Below are 19005 nucleotides of genomic sequence, written 5' to 3' on the forward strand. Positions count from 1 at the left end.
TCTAAACTTTCTCTTTTAAAAGGCTAGTGGCAAACGCAAGCAAATCTTCATGAATTTCAGTGCCATCCGGAAGCTCGCCCTTAGCTAAAGTTTGCTTACCTTTGCCGGTCAAGACTAAATGTGGCGAGGCGCCTAGGACGATGCCGGCCTGTAAATCTCTCAAGGAGTCCCCTACGATAGGCACTCCCTCAAGCGGGTTCTTACTATGATTTTTCTTGTAGCGAAGGGCGATTTCTTTCATGAGCCCGGGCAATGGTTTGCGGCAATCACATGCATTGGCATCCACATGAGGGCAGAAGAAAATACTGTCAATGCGGCCACCAAGTGGTTTGAGTAATGCATCCATCTTGCTATGCATGGCGTGCAGGTCGTTGATATTGAAATAACCTCTTGCTAGACCTGATTGATTGGTGGCAATGGCTATTTGATAGCCGGCTTGATTGAGTAAGGCGATAGCTTCAAGGCTGCCTGGAAGTGGAACCCACTCTTCGCTCGACTTCACATAGTCGTCTCTGTCTTCATTGATCACGCCATCGCGATCGAGGATGATTAATTTAGAGGAGCTGGTGCTCATGCCAATTTGCCGAGGTCGGCAATGAGATTCATTTTCTGGTGAAGTTGTTGCAAGAGCGCTAAGCGGTTATCACGTAACTCAGGATTTGGATCCATCACCATGACATCTGCAAAGAATTGATCAATAGGTTGACTCAAGGCTACAAGAGCCTTTAAGAGTTCAACAAATTGGCCTTGTTCGTAGGCTTCATTGAGTTTTGGAATAATGCTTTCCAAGGCCTGAAATAGGGCGGTCTCAGCAGGAATTTGTAATAACTTATTGGAGCAAGTCGCTGGAATCGCGGTAGTGGTTTTCTTGAGGATGTTGCTGATCCGCTTATTGGCGGCAGCAAGTTGAGTTGCTTGCTCAAGGGCGTTAAATTCTCGTAAAGCAGTCAAGCGGCCGATGAGGTCATTTAACTGTGCGGGCGATTGGCTGAGAACAGCATCTATCTCTGCGCTGGTAAATGGCTTACCAGCTACCGACTGGTCGCGTAAGTAGGCGCGGAGACGATCAATGATGAAGGCATAAATATCTTCAGCCTTAGCCTTTTCTTGCACGTCCTTTTGAGTAAATTGAGCGCGGGCTAATGTAATAAGGTCGGGCAGACTCAATGGCAGATTTTTTTCCAAAAGCAAACGGCAGATGCCTAAAGCATGACGACGCAATGCATAAGGGTCTTTATCGCCAGTAGGAGCAAGGCCAACACCCCAAATACCTACCAAAGTTTCTAATTTGTCAGCAATGGCCAGGATGGTGCCAGTCTGAGTTTGCGGTAAGACATCGCCAGCAAAGCGTGGCATGTAGTGTTCGCTACAGGCTGCAGCCACTTCAGGATTTTCACCGTCATGTGTAGCGTAGTAGCGACCCATAATGCCCTGCAACTCTGGAAACTCACCAACCATGTCAGTGAGCAAGTCAGTCTTGGCAATTTCGGCGGCACGACCAGCAAACTCCATGTTTGCTTCGATGCCTTTGTTTTTTAATTCTTTTGCAATGCCAGTAGCAATTGCAGCAACGCGCTGAGTGCGCTCAAGTTGATTGCCTAGTTGGTTGTGGTAGACCACCTTACCCAGGTCGGCAACGCGAGATCCTAAGGGACGCTTTTGATCTTGTTGGAAGAAGAAGCGCGCATCTGAGAGGCGTGGGCGCACAACGCGCTCATTGCCTGAGATGATAGCTTCAGGCTTATTCGTTTCAATATTAGAAACAATCAGAAAACGGTTGCGTAACTTGCCTTGCTGATCAGTCAAAGCAAAATATTTTTGATTCGTTTGCATTGTCAGAATTAAGCACTCTTGTGGCACTTCTAAGAACTCTTGATCAAAATGGCACTCGTAAATGGCTGGCCACTCAACGAGCGCAGTCACCTCATCGAGTAGGCTGTCCGGCATCAAGACGGAATCATCGCCAGCCGCTTTTAATAGCGCAGCTTCGATATGTTCTCGGCGCTTGTTAAAGCTAGGCATGACTTTAGCCTGGCTCTGTAGCGTTGTTTCGTATTGATCTGCTGACGTAATTGAAATCACGCCAGGCGCTAAGAAGCGATGACCATCAGTTTGATTACCAGCATGAATGCCTAGCGCACTGATTGCTAAAGGCGTAGTACCGTGAAGCGCAATGATCTTGTGGGCTGGGCGGGCAAATTCAACATCGGCTAATTGACCATTCTTCTGCAATACTTGGTAATGCATCATTTTGGCAATTGGCAACTTGCTCAATGTGCTCTCGAGTGCCACTTGAGCCGTTTTCTCAAGTGCCGCACCTCTCGCAATCACATTTAAATACAAAGCTTCATTTTTACCTTCGCCCGATTTTTCTAAAGTGGAAATATCGAGATCTGCATAGCCAAGTGCGCCCAATTTCTTTAGAAGGGGTGCGGTAGCTTTGCCTTCAGCATCAAATGCAATACTCGTCGGTAATAATTTTTCTCGTACTGGATAGTCAGGAGCTTGACCCATGACATCCGTCACATGCACTGCTAAGCGGCGGGGTGTTGCATAGCCAATCGCTTTAGAGTCAGCACTTAATAGGCCCGCAGCTTTTAATGTGTTAAAGATGCCGTCGCTAAATGCATCCCCGAGGCGACGTAATGACTTCGGTGGAAGTTCTTCTGTAAATAATTCAATCAACAAGTCAGCTGATTGAGGGGACATATTGGATGTGCTCATAAATAGATTGGAGTACTTATGCTTTAGCTTGACGCTGGCACATTGGGAAACCCAGCTTTTCTCTAGACTCAAAGTAAGCTTGAGCAACTGCGCGCGAAAGATTGCGAATGCGACCAATGTAGGCAGCGCGCTCGGTTACTGAGATTGCGCCACGGGCATCTAACAAATTAAATGTATGAGCGGCCTTAAGGACCATTTCATAGGCGGGTAAGGCAAGCGGTACTTCCATTAAACGTTTTGCTTCACTCTCAAAATTTGAAAAGTTAGCAAACAACAAATCGGTGTTGGAGTGTTCAAAGTTGTAGCAAGACTGTTCCACTTCATTCTGGTGATAGACATCACCATAAGAAATACCATTAGCCCACACTAAGTCATAAACGTTGGAGCAATTTTGAATGTACATTGCCAGACGTTCAATACCGTAAGTGATTTCGCCCAGTACGGGTTTGCAGTCTAGGCCGCCAACTTGTTGAAAGTAGGTGAACTGCGTGACTTCCATGCCGTTGAGCCAAACTTCCCAGCCAAGACCCCAAGCTCCCAAGGTTGGATTTTCCCAATCGTCTTCTACAAAACGTACGTCGTTTTCTGCAAGGTCTAGACCGAGGGCTGCAAGAGAGCCCAGATATAGCTCGAGAATATTTTCTGGAGCGGGCTTTAAAACAACCTGATATTGGTAGTAGTGTTGAAGACGGTTTGGGTTCTCGCCATAGCGACCATCTTTAGGTCTGCGTGAAGGCTGAACGTAGGCCGCTTTCCAAGGCTCTGGACCAATGGCGCGCAAGAAGGTAGCCGTATGAGAGGTGCCCGCACCGACCTCGAGGTCGATAGGCTGCAATAGGGCGCAACCTTGTTGGTCCCAGTAATCTTGGAGTTTGAGAATGATTTGCTGAAAAGTAAGCATGATTAACCTAGCTAAGCCGTTGATTTTACATGGCTAAGCCGGCTAAGGACTAAAACCGTTTTTGCCTAATGAGACCTAAGATGAGCAGAAGGCAGGAAATACTCAAAATCGGAGTGTTTCCCCAAGCAACGTAAGGTGTTTTTCCTGAATACGCTTGCACCTTGGCGGTTAATGTACCTTGTGTAAATTCAGGGAGTTGTGCGAGCACTTTGCCATCAGGCCCTAATACAGCAGTAATGCCAGTATTCGTGGCTCGCAGGGCTGGCAGGCCGGTTTCTAGAGAGCGCAATTGCGAGAGTCTTAGCTGTTGAGCAGGCGCCTGAGAAGCGCCAAACCAAGCCAAATTGGTAATGTTGATCATCAGGTTTGCTGGTTTATTGCTTTCACGAAGTCTTGAAGCTAACTCACTCCCGAAGACGTCTTCATAGCAAATAGTAATCGCCGCATAAATGGGATCTTGCCCAGATCTTGTGATTGGAAAAAATGCTTGATCTGTTGCGCCACGTGCAAAATCGCTCAGCGGGACGCTAAAAGCTTTAATGAACCAATGAAATCCAGGAGGAATAAATTCTCCAAAAGGTACTAAGTGGGATTTATCGTATTGATAAGTGGGCGCATTTGGGCCGATGCCTAAAGCCCTATTTGAAAACTCTCTACCATCTGGAGGATTTTGGCGTCTGCCAATGATGCCAAATAACAAGGTGCTTTGACTCTGATTGGAAAAAACTTGCAAGCTATCTAAGAGGCCGCTCGGTAAATTGGTTTCTGGCCAAGAAAAGGCAGTCTCAGGACTAACAATCAGATCCGCATGGGACGATTTCATTGCCTGGTCATAAAACTGTATTTGTCTAAATACGCCATCAGGATTAAAGATTAAGCTTTGAGCAAAATTTCCTTGAATGAGTTCTACGCTAAGTGGTTCGCCCTGTGGTTTTGTGAACTGCCACCAAGAAAACGCTGGCATAAGAAGGAAGATGCAGAGGAGTGAAATTCCACCAACTCGTACTTGCTTTCTGAGTATGTAAAGTTGCCATGAGGCCCACACAACCAAAAACGTACAGGCCAATCCTCCTAAGTAAGGAGCAACTGCGCCAAATGGACCGTTCACTTGTGATTCAGCTAGGCCCATCCAAGGAAATCCCGTCAGCACCCAACTCCTCAACCACTCAACGAGCACCCAGTTAGCTGCTAGCAGCAGGCCTGATATAGGACTATCTTTGAAGATCCGTATTGACAGACTTGCCAAAGAAAAAAATAAAGCCATGCCCCCGGCCAGCAAAAATACTGCTGCTACTGATAGTAGCCAGTACATGCCTCCAATGTCGTGAAGGCTGATATAGATCCACCACAGACCCAGAACAAAGTAGCCAAGTCCGAAAGACATGCTGGCTACAAAATAATGTTTGAAAGCTTGCTGATTTGATTTGTGCAGCTGCCACCAAATCAAAGTCAGCAATGGAATTTGAATCCAGCCGCCAAAAGGCAGTTCAGCTGCTCCGGCTAATATTGCACCAAGCACGAAGAGTGCAAGTAGTTGAATGCGATTGCGAACCTTCGGCAATTGCCAATCCATCAAAGCTATTCTCAATCAGTTTTCTTGGGGAGTTGACGCGCTAGCAGAATGTGAATTTGTCTTGGGTCAGCGCGCTGCACTTCAAACTCAACGCTACCAATTTGAACTCGTTCACCCATCTTCGGAACTCTGCCTAGATGTTGAATGACTAAACCTGCAACAGTTTCAATATTCTCATCTGCGAAGTGCGTGCCTAGGGTTTCATTGAATTGTTCAAGTTCAGTAATGCCTTTCACTCGGATGTCACCATTATCGAGAGAGATGATGTTGTCAGCCTCCTCATCAATATCATGCTCATCTTCAATATCACCCACAATTTGCTCAAGGACATCTTCAATGGTGATAATTCCAGCAACGCCACTATATTCATCTACGACAATAGCCAGATGATTGCGATTGTCTTTAAAGTCGCGCAGTAAAACACTTAAGCGCTTAGATTCTGGAATAAAGACTGCTGGACGTAACCAATCGCGCACTTGAAAGTCATCTTCCGTCGAGTGACGCAGTAAATCTTTCGCCAAGAGGATGCCAATGACATTGTCTTTGCTACCCTCGAATACGGGAAATCGTGAGTGTGCTGCGGTAATGACGCTTTTGATAATTGCTGAAAGCGATAGATTGATATCGATCCAGTCAATTTGTGCGCGTGGGACCAAGATGTCCCGGGCACTCAGTTGCCCAACCTGAAATACTCCTTCAATCATTGAAAGGGCATCGGCATCAATCAAGCCTTCGCTTTGAGCTTCTCTGAGCGTTTCAATCAGCTCTTGACGTCGTTCGGTAGGGCTATTGGGCTGAGGCGTTAAAAACTCAGCCAGTCGTTCTAATACGGATTTAGTGGGGTCGGACATGGTTACAAGAATAGCGTAGAAATAAGTAAATTCAGGTATTGAGCAAGAAAAGGGTTTTATTGAGGAATGTAGGGGTTAGTGAACCCTAGATTTTTTAAGATTTTGATCTCCAGGCTTTCCATTTTCTGTGCTTCTTTATCTATTTCATGATCATGCCCCTGTGCATGCAAGCAGCCATGAATAATTAAGTGGGCTAAATGGGCTTTTACTGTTTTGTCTTGTTCGCGTGCTTCTTTCTGAATTACAGGCAAGCAAAACACAATATCTGCTGCAAGAGATTGTTTGGTGAGCTCGTAAGGAAAAGTCAGGACATTGGTTGAATTATCTTTGTTTCTGAAAGCAAGATTCAACTGTTTTCCTTCTGTTTTATTTACAAAACGCAGGGTAAGTAAACCACTTCGCTGAACGGCTGTTTTTACCCATTTCTTGATGAGGGGGGTTGAGGCAATACTACTCAGTGATTTTTCTAGCGCTGGACTCGCACACTGAATAACAACAATCAGTTTTAGGGTGGGTTTAGATTGAGCTGGCATGAGTCTGGAGTAATTCACCGCGCAGTGTGTAATTGAGAACCTCAGTAATTTCTATGTCGACCATCCTGCCGATCCACTTATCCATATTTTTGTCTGGCACGGGAATATGGATGACGCGATTATTGGCGGAACGACCCTGAAGATTGACACCATCTTTAGCCAAGCCCTCAATCAATACTTTTTCAACATTTCCAAGCATGTTCTGGCTAATCACAGTGGCCTGAGATTCGACCAGCGCTAGCAAAGTTTGCAAGCGTTTGAGTTTGACTTCATAAGGCGTATCGTCGCTCAGATTTGCAGCCGGTGTTCCTGGTCTTGGACTAAAGATAAAGCAAAAGCTGTTATCAAATTGCAACTCTTTGACCATCTTCAGTAGTTTGTCAAAATCAGCATCTGTCTCACCGGGGAAGCCAACAATAAAGTCACTTGATAGTGTGAGGTCAGGTCTTACTGCGCGCATCTTGCGAATGATGCTCTTGTATTCCAATGAGGTGTAGCCACGCTTCATGGCGGAGAGCACCGAGTCGGAGGCATGCTGGACTGGCAAGTGCAGGTGACTCACTAACTTAGGAACCTTGGCATACACATCGATCAAGCGTTGTGTAAATTCTTTGGGGTGGCTTGTGGTGAAGCGAATGCGCTCAACCCCTGGAATCTCTGCAATATATTCAATTAAGAGTGCGAAGTCGGCGATTTCTTCGGTGTTGCCCATCTTGCCTAAATAAGCATTGACGTTTTGTCCGAGCAAAACGATTTCTTGAACGCCTTGTGAGGCCAGACTTGCTACCTCAGTCAGTACGTCATCAAATGGGCGCGACACTTCTTCGCCGCGGGTATATGGCACAACGCAATAGCTGCAATATTTTGAGCAGCCTTCCATAATGGAGACGTAGGCGGAGCCGCGTGTTTGGCGAGAGGCGGGAAGGTGATCGAATTTTTCAATTTCCGGAAATGAAATATCTACCTGAGAAATCCCAGTCTCACGACGTTTGGCAAGTAAATCAGACAGACGATGCAAAGTTTGCGGGCCAAACACCACATCCACGTAGGGCGCCCGACTAATAATTTGTTGACCTTCTTGGCTGGCAACGCATCCACCAACGCCAATCAATAAATCAGGCCTGCGTTTTTTGATTTCACGTAAACGCCCAAGATCAGAAAAGACTTTGTCTTCTGCTTTTTCTCGAATGGAACAGGTGTTCAATAGAACAACATCCGCATCTTCTGGAGAGTCTGTCATTTCCATGCCTTCGTTAGCATGGAGGATGTCTGCCATCTTTCCCGAGTCATACTCGTTCATTTGACAGCCAAAGGTTTTGATATAGAGCTTTTTCATATGCCGTTCTCAGGTTTATAGCTGGGGGCGAAGCTCAGATTTTACGGCATCAGCACACTTGCCATCCTTACATTAAGCGATACACCAGAATGGTCACCAATGTCGGCGGTAAGGCTGCAAGCAATAGGTAGCCTGCAGAAACAGCGGTATTGGGGAAGTGGGCACGCAAAATGGCGATTCCAGCAGGATTCGGAGCATTAGCGATCACTGTTAGCCCGCCACCCGCTACAGCACCACCAACTAAAGCAAGTTTAAATTCTGGTGAAGTACCGCTGACGAGCGAGCCAAGGTAGGTGAGTGCTGCGTTATCGGTAATGGCCGTGAGAGCAAGGCTGCCGTAAAACACAGCAGTAGGACTCATATTCTCGAGGATGGGTTGCAGCCACCATCCCTGCAATCCTCCAAGGACAACCAAGCCAGCCAAGAAGAACCCAACTAAGAGCGCTTCACGCAAAATTAAAGGACTTTGGTGTTTTGGGTAGGCGGTGGTGTAGCCAATAAAAAACAGTAAGAGCCACATAAAGATAACAGGATCATGGGCGAAGCCAACAATCCCCGCCAAGAACAGTAGGTGAATGAAAGTGGTAGTGACTGGCATCTTGCTCTGTGCAGCTTTAATTTCAGGTTCAATGAGCTGCCGATGAAATATTAGTGTAGCTGCCATCGCATTAATGAAAATCGCAATGCAAGATTCGAGGCCGAAATTGGCAAACATGAATGCACTACTCCAGCCCCATGTGGACGCAACCATGAGAACAGGTGGCGCAGCAAAATTGGTGAGCGTTCCACCAATTGAAATATTGACGAATAGAGCCCCCAAGGTGCCGTAAAGCAAAGCATTAGAGCATTTGTGGCGATAGACTAAATCCCGCAATAAAAAAGCCGCTAGAGTCATCGCAGCCGGTTCGGTGATCAATGAACCTAACAATGGTGTGATACTGAGAATTAAGAAATACAAAGTAGGCGCTTGCTTAGTGTGCAAAACTGATTGCATCATTTTGCTTAAGCCATGCAATATTTGACTGGCAATATTCAGAACAGGCTTGCTGCCAGCCACCACCATGATGGCGAATACAAACAGGGGTTCGGTGAAGTTGCGATGATTGGCGTAGTCTTTTGCTGTGCTTAAATCATTTGCGAGCCACATGAAGATGATAAGGATAGCTGCCCAAAACCCAAAGACAATCTCTACTTCGCCTAGCAAGTGCCATAGACCGGAATGCTTAGGAGATGTTTTAGCTAAGGCCTCAAAATAGGATGTACAAAAGGTATGCAGTACTGCGATTGCAAAAATAATACTTGCGCCAAGTTCGGTAGGGGTAAAGTTCATAATCAAATGGTATCAGCTACTTAAGACAAATAAAGGTTTGGTACTTTAGGAGGTTTTGATGAAATTAAAGATTGGCTATCAAGCGTTAATTGCACAAGCGATGGAGCAGGTTGAAACTGTGCCACTGAGTCAAGCAAAAGCATTTTTAGAAGATTCCAATACTGTTTTTGTGGATATTCGTGATGTCCGCGAGCTTGAGCGCGAGGGGATGATTCCGAATGCTTTGCATGCCCCTAGGGGCATGTTGGAGTTCTGGGTCGATCCAGACAGCCCTTATTTCAAGCCTATTTTTGGGGAGGGCAAGCGCCTAGTTTTATATTGCGCATCTGCTTGGCGCTCTGCATTGGCGACAGAAACACTTCAAAGAATGGGTGTGCCAGGAGTTTGTCATCTGGAGGGGGGTTTTTCTGCTTGGAAGAAAGCAGAACTCCCTGTTGCCGCCAAGCCCAGTAAACCGCATTCCACTTAATCAGTAAAGGTCCTTATGAGAAAAGTTCAATCCCAGTTTGGCGTTGGCTCCCTGCAGCAAAAACTAGCGGTAGGTGACTTACATTTTTTGGCGGATGCTGAGGTCGCTCGTGGTGGTTCCGGAACAGGGCCATCGCCTCATGAATATCTTGCTGCTGCATTAGCATCCTGCACCAGCATGACATTGAAAATGTATTCCGAGCGTAAAACTTGGAAACTAGAAAATGCCATTGTGACTGTTGATATTGAGCGCACGAATGATGTTGAGATATTGAGTCGTGACATTCAGTTGATAGGTGAGCTAGATAATGAGCAGAAAGAGCGCTTGTTAGACGTTGCAAGCAAGTGCCCTATTCATAAGGCGTTGGCTGGCGAGATTCAAATAAAAACCCAGCTTGTAAATTAATACAAACTGGGTTTGGTATTGCGGGTACTGCTAAATCAGTAGAAGAGGACTATTAGTTAGGAGCTTGATTCTTCTGATTTGTTTTTCCAGCGTTGTAGCCAGAGTTGTACTCAGAAGCCTGCTCTTTTTTGTATGCATCGTATACATAGCCAGATGCGGCACCAACTGCTGCACCACCGACCGCACCCCAAATAGGGTTGCCGTGGAAAATGGCAGTGCCGACTGCACCAGCTGCTGCACCGATGCCTGCACCAGATAAAGTACGTTGTTCAGTGTTGCTCATATTGGAGCAACCCGCAATGGCTACAGTAGCTGCTGCGATAGCGATAATTTTTTTCATATCAAGCGATCCTTATATAAATGAATGTTGTATTGGCTTATTTTCTGGCGCAAGGAAAGCGCATAGCCAAGAAGCCTAAAAAGGTCCCCGCAGCAGGTTCGTTAGCAAGTTGAGGAGCTACTTGTGCAAACTTAACAAAATCACCAATCACATCATCACGGTTTGGAGCAGGTTGCTTCACGCAAATAAATGGCTTAGCGCGTTGCGGGTGGCGTGTTGCTAAATAGGTATCGTAAATAGCAGTTGTATAACCAACACAGAAACTGCGAGATTCTGGGCTTGCTGGTAATTTGCATACAGTGACGAGTTCTTGTGTGCTGAGCACTTTAACTTTTTCTTGGGCCTGAGCCAGACCTGAAAATGCGCAGATTGCGATTAAAACAGCCAAAACTTTCTTCATGGGTTCTCCCTTGGGTGTATGTAAAACAATCATAAACCATAAATATGATGATTTTTTGCACTAAATTAGTGCAAAGTGCACCGAAATAGGATTTATTTTTCCCCATAATGATGCAAAAAACTAGAGGGGGAACTTCAGTGGAAACTTTGAAATCAGGTAGCGACGCTTTATTTATTTTGCTCGGCGCCATTATGGTCTTGGCAATGCATGCGGGTTTTGCTTTTTTGGAGCTCGGCACAGTTCGCAAAAAGAACCAAGTTAATGCGCTAGTCAAAATATTAGTAGATTTTGCGGTTTCAACGATCGCCTACTTCTTCATTGGCTACAGCATTGCTTATGGTGTCAATTTCTTTTCGGGGGCGGAAGTCTTAGCCGAGAAGAACGGCTACGAGTTGGTGAAGTTTTTCTTCCTGCTGACCTTTGCTGCAGCGATTCCAGCAATTGTTTCTGGTGGCATTGCAGAGCGTGCAAAGTTCAATCCTCAACTCATTGCGACGTTTGTTTTAGTCGGTTTTGTTTATCCCTTCTTTGAGGGAATTGCTTGGAATCAACATTACGGAATTCAGGCGTGGATCAAGACATTGACCGGTGAAGAGTTTCATGATTTCGCTGGTTCCATAGTGGTTCATGCAGTTGGCGGCTGGATTGCCTTGCCGGCGGTGCTCTTGCTTGGTGCGCGTCGTGGGCGCTACAACAAAGATGGGAATATTTCTGCGCATCCACCTTCCAGCATTCCTTTCTTGGCCTTAGGCGCTTGGATTTTGGCGGTAGGTTGGTTTGGTTTTAATGTGATGAGTGCTCAATCGATCGACAAAATTAGTGGCCTCGTAGCTTTGAATTCTTTGATGGCGATGGTTGGCGGAACATTAGCAGCATGGGTTGTGGGCCGTAATGATCCAGGCTTTACTTACAATGGCCCCCTTGCAGGTTTGGTAGCAGTGTGTGCAGGCTCTGACTTGATGCATCCTCTTGGCGCCTTAATCGTTGGCTTGGTGGCTGGTGGCTTATTTGTGTATATGTTTACCTTGGTGCAAAACCGCTGGAAGATCGACGATGTATTGGGTGTTTGGCCCCTGCATGGTTTATGCGGTCTTTGGGGTGGCTTGGCTGCTGGGATCTTTGGTGCAAAAGCTTTGGGCGGCATGGGCGGGATTAGTTTTACCGGGCAACTCATTGGTAGCGCATTAGGAGTTGGCATCGCCTTGGTTGGTGGTTTCGTAGTTTACGGAGCATTGAAGATGGCCTTGGGAATACGCATGTCTCAAGAGGAAGAGTTCGAAGGTGCGGATTTAAGTGTGCATCGCATTTCTTCTTCACCAGATCGCGAACCAAACTGGTAAACCACCCGATGTCTGTGACATCACTTATTCCTACCTATAATCAGTTATGGCTATATTTGAACTAGACGGAATGGCCCCTCATTTGGATGAGGGAGCTTGGGTTGCCGAAAGCGCAGAAGTGATCGGTAAGGTACACATGCACAAGAACGCCAGTGTCTGGCCCAACGTAATAGTGCGAGGCGATAACGACCTCATCGAAATCGGTGAAGATAGTAATGTGCAGGATGCATCTGTGCTGCACACTGATCCAGGTTTTGAGTTGATTATCGGTAAGCGCGTTACGGTTGGCCACCAAGTGATGTTGCATGGTTGTCAAATCGGTGACGGTAGCTTGATTGGTATTGGTGCTGTGATTTTGAACGGTGCAAAAATCGGCAAACATTGCTTGGTTGGGGCAGGTGCGCTAGTGACTGAGGGAAAAGAATTTCCTGATGGCTCAATGATCTTGGGATCACCGGCAAAGGTTGTAAAGACGCTGGAACCAGAGCAAATGAAAAAGATCGAAGATATCGCTGGGCGCTATGTGAAGAATGCGCAGCGCTATGCCAAGACACTCAAAAGAATTTCATAAAAATTGCCCTACGTTTTTAATGTAGTTCTGCCAGTTTTTGCCCTCATCCTTGTTGGATACATTTGCGGTAAATCTGGCAAGTTAGGTGAGAGCGCCTCGACTGAGCTCAATCGCTTTGTTGTTTGGCTTGCGTTACCGGCCCAATTATTTAACTTCGCGGCTAACAGTACTTGGCAGTCGCTGTGGCAGCCAGGATTTATCTTGGCTTTCGCCGTCAGTTGTCTATTGGTTTACTTCTTGACGTTTTTTATCACTTGGTACCGTAAGCGAGATCTAGCGCTTGCCAGCTTTGCCGGCCTGAGCGCTTCTTACTCCAATACTGGTTACATGGGCATCCCACTGTGTATTTTGGCTTTGGGGCAGGATGGCTTTGCTCCAGCAGTGATTGCCACATTTGTTGTATTTGGGATGTTTGCTTTAGCAACTGTTTTTATTGAAATCGGCACACTCGCACATAAAAAGTCTCACGAGATTGTGTGGAGCGTTATCAAATCTCTTTGTTCCAATCCTTTGCTGGTGGCTCCAGTTGCAGGCTTACTATGGTCTTCAACTCATTTACCTTTGTATGATCCGCTTCAACAATTCATTTCATTTTTAGCGGCTGCAGCTAGCCCCTGTGCGCTTGTCTCGATTGGCTTATTTCTCATTCAAAAGCGAAAAACAGATAGATCCGATGCCTGGGGTTTAAGTTTTGCAAAGCTGATCGTTCAGCCAATCATTGCCTGGGTAATCGCAGGACCTATTTTGAATTTACCGGTGCTCTGGGTTAATGCCGTGGTGATATTGAGCGCGCTCCCAACTGGCACCGGCCCTTTTATGTTGGCCCAGTATTACAACGCGGATGGCCGAACCATTTCTCGTGTGGTCTTGCTGACTACAGTCGGCTCCTTGCTCACGTTGTCACTATTTCTTTGGTGGAATAGCGCAGTTTAATTACCCTAAAGTGCTTTAGACTGTTCTCTTATGGAAGAGATTAATTTCTGGATTGGCATCATTGCCACGATTGCATTTGCGATTACAGGTGTACTAGCCATTGCGGATCGTGGCGTGGATATTTTTGGTGTTCTCGTGCTTGGCGTCATTACGGCAATCGGTGGCGGCACTGTGCGTGACATCATCTTGGGAACCCCCACCTTCTGGTCACAATCCCAAATCTATGTATGGCTTGCTTTGGGCGCGAGTGTTCTAACCTTTTTTGCGGAGTCTTTCTTTACTCAACCGCAAATTTATCGTTGGATGTTGTATATCGATGGACTTGGTGCTGCGCTGTTTGGAATTGCTGGCGCTGATAAAGCTTGGAATATGGGATTTGGTTTACCGCTAGGACCAGTGATCTTAGGTGTCGTGACTGCGATCGGTGGCGGATTGCTACGCGATATTTTGGCCGGCAGAAAAACACTCTTAATGTCTTATGAGTTGTATGCCATTCCAGTCACTTTAGGTTGCTGCATTTATGTATTGATTCTGAATTTCTTGCCGCAATACACTATTGAAGGTTCAGTTGCATGTATGTTGGCGATCTTTGGATTACGCGCAGCAGCTATTCACTGGGATCTGCGCGTACCCAAAATGTTCATTACTAAAACGCGCTAACAGCCCCATCGCTGCGGGGATCCCAACCACCACGTAATGTGCCTGAGGGTTCACGAATAATGCAGCCCGCATGACCAACGGTCTCATCAAATGCATCGAGCATTTCAATTTCATGACCTAATGCATGCAATTCTTTGGCAACCCAAGGACTAAAACGGGATTCGAGTTTGAGGCTGTCACTCGTTTGACCCCAAGTGCGTCCTAGCAACCAACGTGGACGGCTAATAGCATCTTGCGGATCTAGGCCATACGTTGCGGTACGGGTAAATACGGCACATTGCGTTTGAGGCTGACCATCACCACCCATCGTGCCATACACCATTTGACGACCATCATTAAATAGCGCAAGCGCGGGGTTTAATGTGTGAAATGGTTTGCGATAAGGCTCAAGATGATTGAGTGCTTTTGGATCCAAAGAAAAACTGCAACCACGGTTTTGCCAGTTAACGCCTGATTGAGGTAATACGATGCCGGCGCCAAACTCGTGATAAATACTTTGAATAAAGGAAACAGAATTTCCTTGCCCATCAATCACACCCATCCAAATGGTATCGGCAGGACCTTTGCCTTGACCCCAAGGAAGCGCTTTTTCAGGATCAATACTTTTAGCGAGCTTCTTCAAAAATGCGGGAGCCAAAAAGGACTGTGCATTTTTGACCATGTATGCAGGATCGGTAACAAACTTGTCGCGAACTTTAAAAGCCTGCTTGGTCGCTTCAACGCAGTGGTGAACATACTGCGCGCTATCAACCTTGAAGCGTTTTAGATTGAGTTGATCCAGAATACCAATGATCATTAATGACACAACCCCTTGTGTTGGGGGCGTCATGTTGTAAACATTCCCCAAGCTGTGCTTTAACTCAAGTGGGTCAATTAGCTTTGCTTGATGGCGATGCAGGTCGCCCAAGCGAAGGGGGCTGCCAATATTAGTTAGTTCTTTTGCAAGCACATTAGCTAAATCGCCGCGGTAGTAATCTTCCGTTCCTTTTCTGGCAATTTGTCTTAATGTTTTTGCAAGACGCTCTTGTTTAAAGATGCTGCCCACTGCCGGCGCTTTGCCATCAACCAAAAAAGTTTCAGCAAAGCCGGGTATGGGGCTGAGCTCTTCACGTTTTTTAGCGGTCAGGCTAGATTGACTATGGGTAACTGGCATACCAGATTCTGCATAGTGAATAGCATCGGCAAGCAAACGCGAGAGCGGAATCTTTCCCTTTAACGCTTGCTTGGATAATTGATGTGCTGCACCCCAGCCTGAAATGGTGCCTGCTACAGTATTGGCAGCTACTGGCCCACGAAATGGAATTGCTTTAGTGATACCGCGCTCTGCGTACCATTGCTTAGTAGCAAGGCCTGCTGCAGCGCCGCATGCATCAATGCCGCCCATCGCCTTGCCTGGAGAGTGTATGACCCAAAAGGAGTCACCACCAATGGAGTTCATATGGGGGTAGACAACTGCGATAGTTGCCGCTGCAGCCACCATTGCCTCTAGTGCATTTCCACCTTCTCTTAAGACGGCCAAAGCTGATTCTGATGCGAGGGAGTGTGGTGCCACTGCCATCCCGCGAATACCCCATTTTTGCTGCATATATTTCTCTCCAGATTTATTGTTGTTATTTGCACTAATGACATTGTAGAACTCGGGGAAAACCCCGATCTCATTTGATGGGGAATTACCCTAACTAAGGGATTTCTAAGGAAATTTTCATCGCATAATTGGCTCGTTGTTTATTTTCTATACAAAAATAATTTAGGAGCTACTGATGTCAACATCAATTAAAGCAGCCCCAATGACCGCTGAAGAACGCAAAGTTATTTTTGCTTCCTCTTTAGGTACGGTTTTTGAGTGGTACGACTTTTATCTTTACGGTTCATTGGCTGCTGTTATTGCCAAACAGTTTTTCTCAGGCTTAGATGCAGGCTCTGCCTTCATTTTCGCTTTATTGGCATTTGCTGCAGGCTTTATCGTGCGCCCATTTGGTGCGTTGGTATTTGGTCGTTTGGGTGACTTGATTGGTCGTAAGTACACCTTCTTGGTCACTATTATGATCATGGGTGGTGCGACATTTGTCGTAGGTATTCTGCCTAACTACGCAACTATTGGCGTTGCCGCTCCAGTGATCTTGATTGCATTACGTATGCTTCAAGGTTTGGCTTTGGGTGGTGAGTACGGTGGCGCAGCTACTTATGTTGCAGAACATGCTCCTCACGGTAAGCGTGGTGCATACACAGCTTGGATTCAGACAACGGCCACTCTTGGTTTGTTCTTATCCTTGCTCGTGATTTTGTTCACCCGTGAACTTACTGGTCCAGACTTTGATGTTTGGGGCTGGCGTGTTCCCTTCATTGTTTCTATTGCTTTGTTGGCTGTTTCTGTTTACATCCGCTTGTCGATGAACGAATCTCCAGCTTTCAAGAAGATGAAAGATGAAGGTAAATTGTCTAAAGCACCTTTGACAGAATCATTCGGTCAATGGAAGAACTTGAAGATTGTTATCTTGGCATTGTTTGGTCTGGTTGCAGGTCAAGCGGTGGTTTGGTACACAGGTCAGTTCTATGCTTTGTTCTACCTCACTCAGGTATTGAAAGTAGATGCTAAGACAGCGAACTTGTTGATTGCCGCTTCATTAGTAGTCGGCACACCATTCTTCGTAGTATTTGGTAGCTTGTCAGATAAGATTGGCCGTAAGGTCATCATCATGGCTGGCTTGTTGTTGGCTGTTATTACTTACATTCCAAATACTCCAGTTTCAGTATTTAATGCCTTGACCCACTTTGCTAACCCAGCGTTAGAAAAAGCTATGGCAACTGCACCAGCAACGATTACTGCTGATATAAATGAATGTACGTTCCAGTTCAACCCAACGGGTACAGCTAAGTTCACAAGTTCTTGCGATATTGCAAAACAAGTGATGGCTTCTAACTCTGCTAGCTACACCACTGTTGCCGCTCCTGCTGGCACAGTAGCTGTTGTGAAAATTGGCGATCTCGAAATCCCTGGCTATACAGCCAAAGGTTTGGATCCAGCTGATGCAAAAGCGAAAGATGCTGAGTTTAAGAAAGCTATTCGTGAGGCGTTAAATAAAGAGGGTTATCCAGTTAAAGCTGATCCAGCTGCGATTAATTATTTTGCCGTGTTCCTTCTCTTGTTCTACCTCGTGATCTTGGTAACGATGGTTTACGGCCCAATCGCGGCTATGTTGGTTGAGATGTTCCCAACCCGCATTCGTTACACATCAATGTCCTTGCCATACCATATTGGTAACGGTTGGTTCGGCGGCTTGTTGCCAACGATCTCCTTTGCCTTGGTAGCGCAAAACGGTAATATTTACTACGGTCTCTGGTATCCAATCATCATTGCTGCAATGACATTGGTAATCGGCGTACTCTTTGTTAAAGAAACAAAAGACGTAGATATCTATGCACGTGATTAAAGATCTGCACTAAGTAGTTTTAGTGCGATACATTTGAAACCCGATCACTGAGTGGTCGGGTTTTTTTATTCCCACAAATTGTGTTGATTGCTGCGATTCAGGAGTGCTCGATTTTGTGCGTCTATAGAGATGTCTTTGGGCCCAGAAACATGTTTGATGTCCACGCCAGCAGTCAGACTTCCGGCTTGATGCACTCTTAAGTACCAGCCGCTAAAGCCAGATTGCAACATGGCTTTTGCAGCACCCTTGTAGCCCATAGCGGCATTAAATTTGAAGCAGGGTTCGCGTAACTTGACCACAGAAAACTCTAGGCCACCAATGATGAGCTTGTCACCAACATATACGTCTGTTTCTAGTAAGCCTTCAATCGTAAAATTTTCTCCGATGGCGCCGTACTGAAGTTGCACTGATTTTTTAGTTTCTCGCGTCAGCAGCGCATTCCAAAAGGCATAGTGCTCTGCTGGGTATACATAGATTGCTTTTTCAAGTCCGCCGTGCACTGAGGGATCTGCTTGTTCATCTCCCTGAACACCTAGCCTGGTGATTTCTACAGACTCAGGACTATTTAAGGTGCTAATCGCTTGCTTGCGAATAGCTGACGCTACTATTTTGTAATTGGGGTGATGGTCACCAAAGAGTGGGGTAACTTTGCCAGAAGAGATGGATAAGAGTCGCATGAAGGTTTTCGCCTGATAAGATCACATCATAAGTCGAAGAAAGTGAATGATGAGTTTATATATCAGGATTGTGGTGGGATTGCTTTGCATGGCGATGGGCCATCTTGTATATGCCAAGTGGGACGAGGAGCGCGATGTCACCACCAATGGCAAAGAAGAGTTTATCTACTACTACAAGACCAATGAACAAGGTCACAAGCTAGTGTTGGATAAATATATCAAACGCCTGATTTTTATCCAAAAGGATCGTCTTCTTAAACGCACTATCAACCAAATCAAAATTGATGGCGTGGATCTGGAGGTGATGAGTGATACCTTCTCACATTACCCGGAACAAACAGCGATTACTTTTGAAAACAAGGATGAGGTTCTTAAAAAGCTATTTCTAGCCAAGAAAGTGGAAGTTTATGTTCGGTATGGCAGAGAGCCTGGAGTGAGCATCTTTCAAATTAAGTAGCTATAGGGCGTGCAACTTTTTCGCTAGATCAAGAAGGGTCCAATGCTTTATTTTGGGCTAGTATGAAATAAAAA

20 protein-coding genes are annotated in these 19005 nt (G+C 46.0%); 8 read left to right on the forward strand and 12 right to left on the reverse strand.

All coding sequences use genetic code 11. The features are described from left to right. Position 1: 1 nt before the first annotated feature. The 8 genes from gmhB to ICN49_RS01730 form a co-directional block, all read right to left on the reverse strand. Positions 2–574 (reverse strand): D-glycero-beta-D-manno-heptose 1,7-bisphosphate 7-phosphatase, encoded by a 573-nt coding sequence (gmhB, locus tag ICN49_RS01695; RefSeq protein WP_216164984.1) that lies wholly within the window; start codon positions 572–574, stop codon positions 2–4. Next, complete coding sequence (glyS, locus tag ICN49_RS01700; protein ID WP_216164987.1) at positions 571–2724, reverse strand: glycine--tRNA ligase subunit beta; 2154 nt, start codon at positions 2722–2724, stop codon at positions 571–573. Before glyS ends, gmhB begins: the two co-directional genes overlap by 4 nt. 16 nt (positions 2725–2740) lie before the next feature. Then, complete coding sequence (glyQ, locus tag ICN49_RS01705) at positions 2741–3625, reverse strand: glycine--tRNA ligase subunit alpha (RefSeq protein ID WP_216164989.1); 885 nt, start codon at positions 3623–3625, stop codon at positions 2741–2743. Between the two features lie 49 nt (positions 3626–3674). Further along, positions 3675–5198 (reverse strand): apolipoprotein N-acyltransferase, encoded by a 1524-nt coding sequence (lnt, locus tag ICN49_RS01710; protein ID WP_216164992.1) that lies wholly within the window; start codon positions 5196–5198, stop codon positions 3675–3677. A gap of 11 nt (positions 5199–5209) precedes the next feature. Further along, the gene (locus ICN49_RS01715; protein WP_216164995.1) at positions 5210–6049 is read right to left on the reverse strand and encodes a CorC family transporter; all 840 of its coding nucleotides are present in this window, start codon (positions 6047–6049) and stop codon (positions 5210–5212) included. 56 nt (positions 6050–6105) lie between these two features. Continuing rightward, entirely contained in the window at positions 6106–6582 is a 477-nt protein-coding gene (gene ybeY / locus ICN49_RS01720; protein ID WP_216164998.1) for an rRNA maturation RNase YbeY, read from the reverse strand. Continuing rightward, positions 6566–7918, reverse strand: coding sequence for a tRNA (N6-isopentenyl adenosine(37)-C2)-methylthiotransferase MiaB (miaB, locus tag ICN49_RS01725; RefSeq protein WP_216165001.1), 1353 nt, complete (start codon positions 7916–7918; stop codon positions 6566–6568). The genes ybeY and miaB overlap by 17 nt, the downstream gene beginning before the upstream one ends. Positions 7919–7985: 67 nt before the next feature. Next, the gene (locus ICN49_RS01730; RefSeq protein ID WP_216165004.1) at positions 7986–9248 is read right to left on the reverse strand and encodes a putative Na+/H+ antiporter; all 1263 of its coding nucleotides are present in this window, start codon (positions 9246–9248) and stop codon (positions 7986–7988) included. 58 nt (positions 9249–9306) lie between these two features. Between ICN49_RS01730 and ICN49_RS01735 the strand changes: the two genes are divergently transcribed. Together ICN49_RS01735 and ICN49_RS01740 are read left to right on the forward strand one after the other, a co-directional pair. Beyond that, the gene (locus tag ICN49_RS01735) at positions 9307–9717 is read left to right on the forward strand and encodes a rhodanese-like domain-containing protein (RefSeq protein WP_216165006.1); all 411 of its coding nucleotides are present in this window, start codon (positions 9307–9309) and stop codon (positions 9715–9717) included. 15 nt (positions 9718–9732) lie between these two features. Continuing rightward, positions 9733–10122 carry an OsmC family protein gene (locus tag ICN49_RS01740; RefSeq protein ID WP_216165009.1) on the forward strand — a complete coding sequence of 130 codons (390 nt, stop codon included), beginning with the start codon at positions 9733–9735 and terminating at the stop codon, positions 10120–10122. A 52-nt stretch (positions 10123–10174) separates the two neighbouring features. Here the strand turns inward: ICN49_RS01740 and ICN49_RS01745 are convergent, their stop codons facing one another. Beyond that, positions 10175–10462 carry a YMGG-like glycine zipper-containing protein gene (locus tag ICN49_RS01745; RefSeq protein ID WP_216165012.1) on the reverse strand — a complete coding sequence of 96 codons (288 nt, stop codon included), beginning with the start codon at positions 10460–10462 and terminating at the stop codon, positions 10175–10177. Positions 10463–10499: 37 nt separating this feature from the next. Continuing rightward, on the reverse strand, positions 10500–10862 hold the full coding sequence (locus ICN49_RS01750; RefSeq protein WP_216165015.1) for a Rap1a/Tai family immunity protein: 363 nt from the start codon (positions 10860–10862) through the stop codon (positions 10500–10502). 110 nt (positions 10863–10972) lie between these two features. Here ICN49_RS01750 and ICN49_RS01755 point away from each other — a divergent pair, with 110 nt between their 5' ends. Genes ICN49_RS01755 through ICN49_RS01770 form a run of 4 tightly spaced genes read left to right on the forward strand, consistent with a single transcriptional unit; the run spans position 10973 to position 14366 of the window. Next, positions 10973–12202 carry an ammonium transporter gene (locus ICN49_RS01755; protein ID WP_216861066.1) on the forward strand — a complete coding sequence of 410 codons (1230 nt, stop codon included), beginning with the start codon at positions 10973–10975 and terminating at the stop codon, positions 12200–12202. A gap of 46 nt (positions 12203–12248) precedes the next feature. Further along, positions 12249–12773, forward strand: a complete 525-nt coding sequence (locus ICN49_RS01760; RefSeq protein WP_216165021.1) for a gamma carbonic anhydrase family protein — start codon at positions 12249–12251, stop codon at positions 12771–12773. Between the two features lie 3 nt (positions 12774–12776). Beyond that, the gene (locus tag ICN49_RS01765) at positions 12777–13706 is read left to right on the forward strand and encodes an AEC family transporter (protein WP_216165022.1); all 930 of its coding nucleotides are present in this window, start codon (positions 12777–12779) and stop codon (positions 13704–13706) included. A 30-nt stretch (positions 13707–13736) separates the two neighbouring features. Further along, the gene (locus tag ICN49_RS01770; protein ID WP_216165025.1) at positions 13737–14366 is read left to right on the forward strand and encodes a trimeric intracellular cation channel family protein; all 630 of its coding nucleotides are present in this window, start codon (positions 13737–13739) and stop codon (positions 14364–14366) included. Here ICN49_RS01770 and ICN49_RS01775 read toward each other — a convergent pair. Then, positions 14353–15951 (reverse strand): gamma-glutamyltransferase family protein, encoded by a 1599-nt coding sequence (locus tag ICN49_RS01775; protein ID WP_216165027.1) that lies wholly within the window; start codon positions 15949–15951, stop codon positions 14353–14355. The genes ICN49_RS01770 and ICN49_RS01775 overlap by 14 nt on opposite strands. 175 nt (positions 15952–16126) lie before the next feature. Between ICN49_RS01775 and ICN49_RS01780 the strand changes: the two genes are divergently transcribed. Continuing rightward, the gene (locus tag ICN49_RS01780; protein WP_216165030.1) at positions 16127–17797 is read left to right on the forward strand and encodes an MFS transporter; all 1671 of its coding nucleotides are present in this window, start codon (positions 16127–16129) and stop codon (positions 17795–17797) included. Positions 17798–17862: 65 nt separating this feature from the next. On the opposite strand, the gene ICN49_RS01785 is transcribed toward ICN49_RS01780, so the two are convergent. Continuing rightward, entirely contained in the window at positions 17863–18474 is a 612-nt protein-coding gene (locus ICN49_RS01785; protein ID WP_216165033.1) for an MOSC domain-containing protein, read from the reverse strand. Between the two features lie 49 nt (positions 18475–18523). Between ICN49_RS01785 and ICN49_RS01790 the strand changes: the two genes are divergently transcribed. Beyond that, positions 18524–18931 carry a hypothetical protein gene (locus ICN49_RS01790; protein ID WP_216165035.1) on the forward strand — a complete coding sequence of 136 codons (408 nt, stop codon included), beginning with the start codon at positions 18524–18526 and terminating at the stop codon, positions 18929–18931. Positions 18932–19005: the final 74 nt, after the last annotated feature.

The organism is Polynucleobacter finlandensis, assembly GCF_018881755.1.
Classification (GTDB): Bacteria; Pseudomonadota; Gammaproteobacteria; order Burkholderiales; family Burkholderiaceae; genus Polynucleobacter; species Polynucleobacter finlandensis.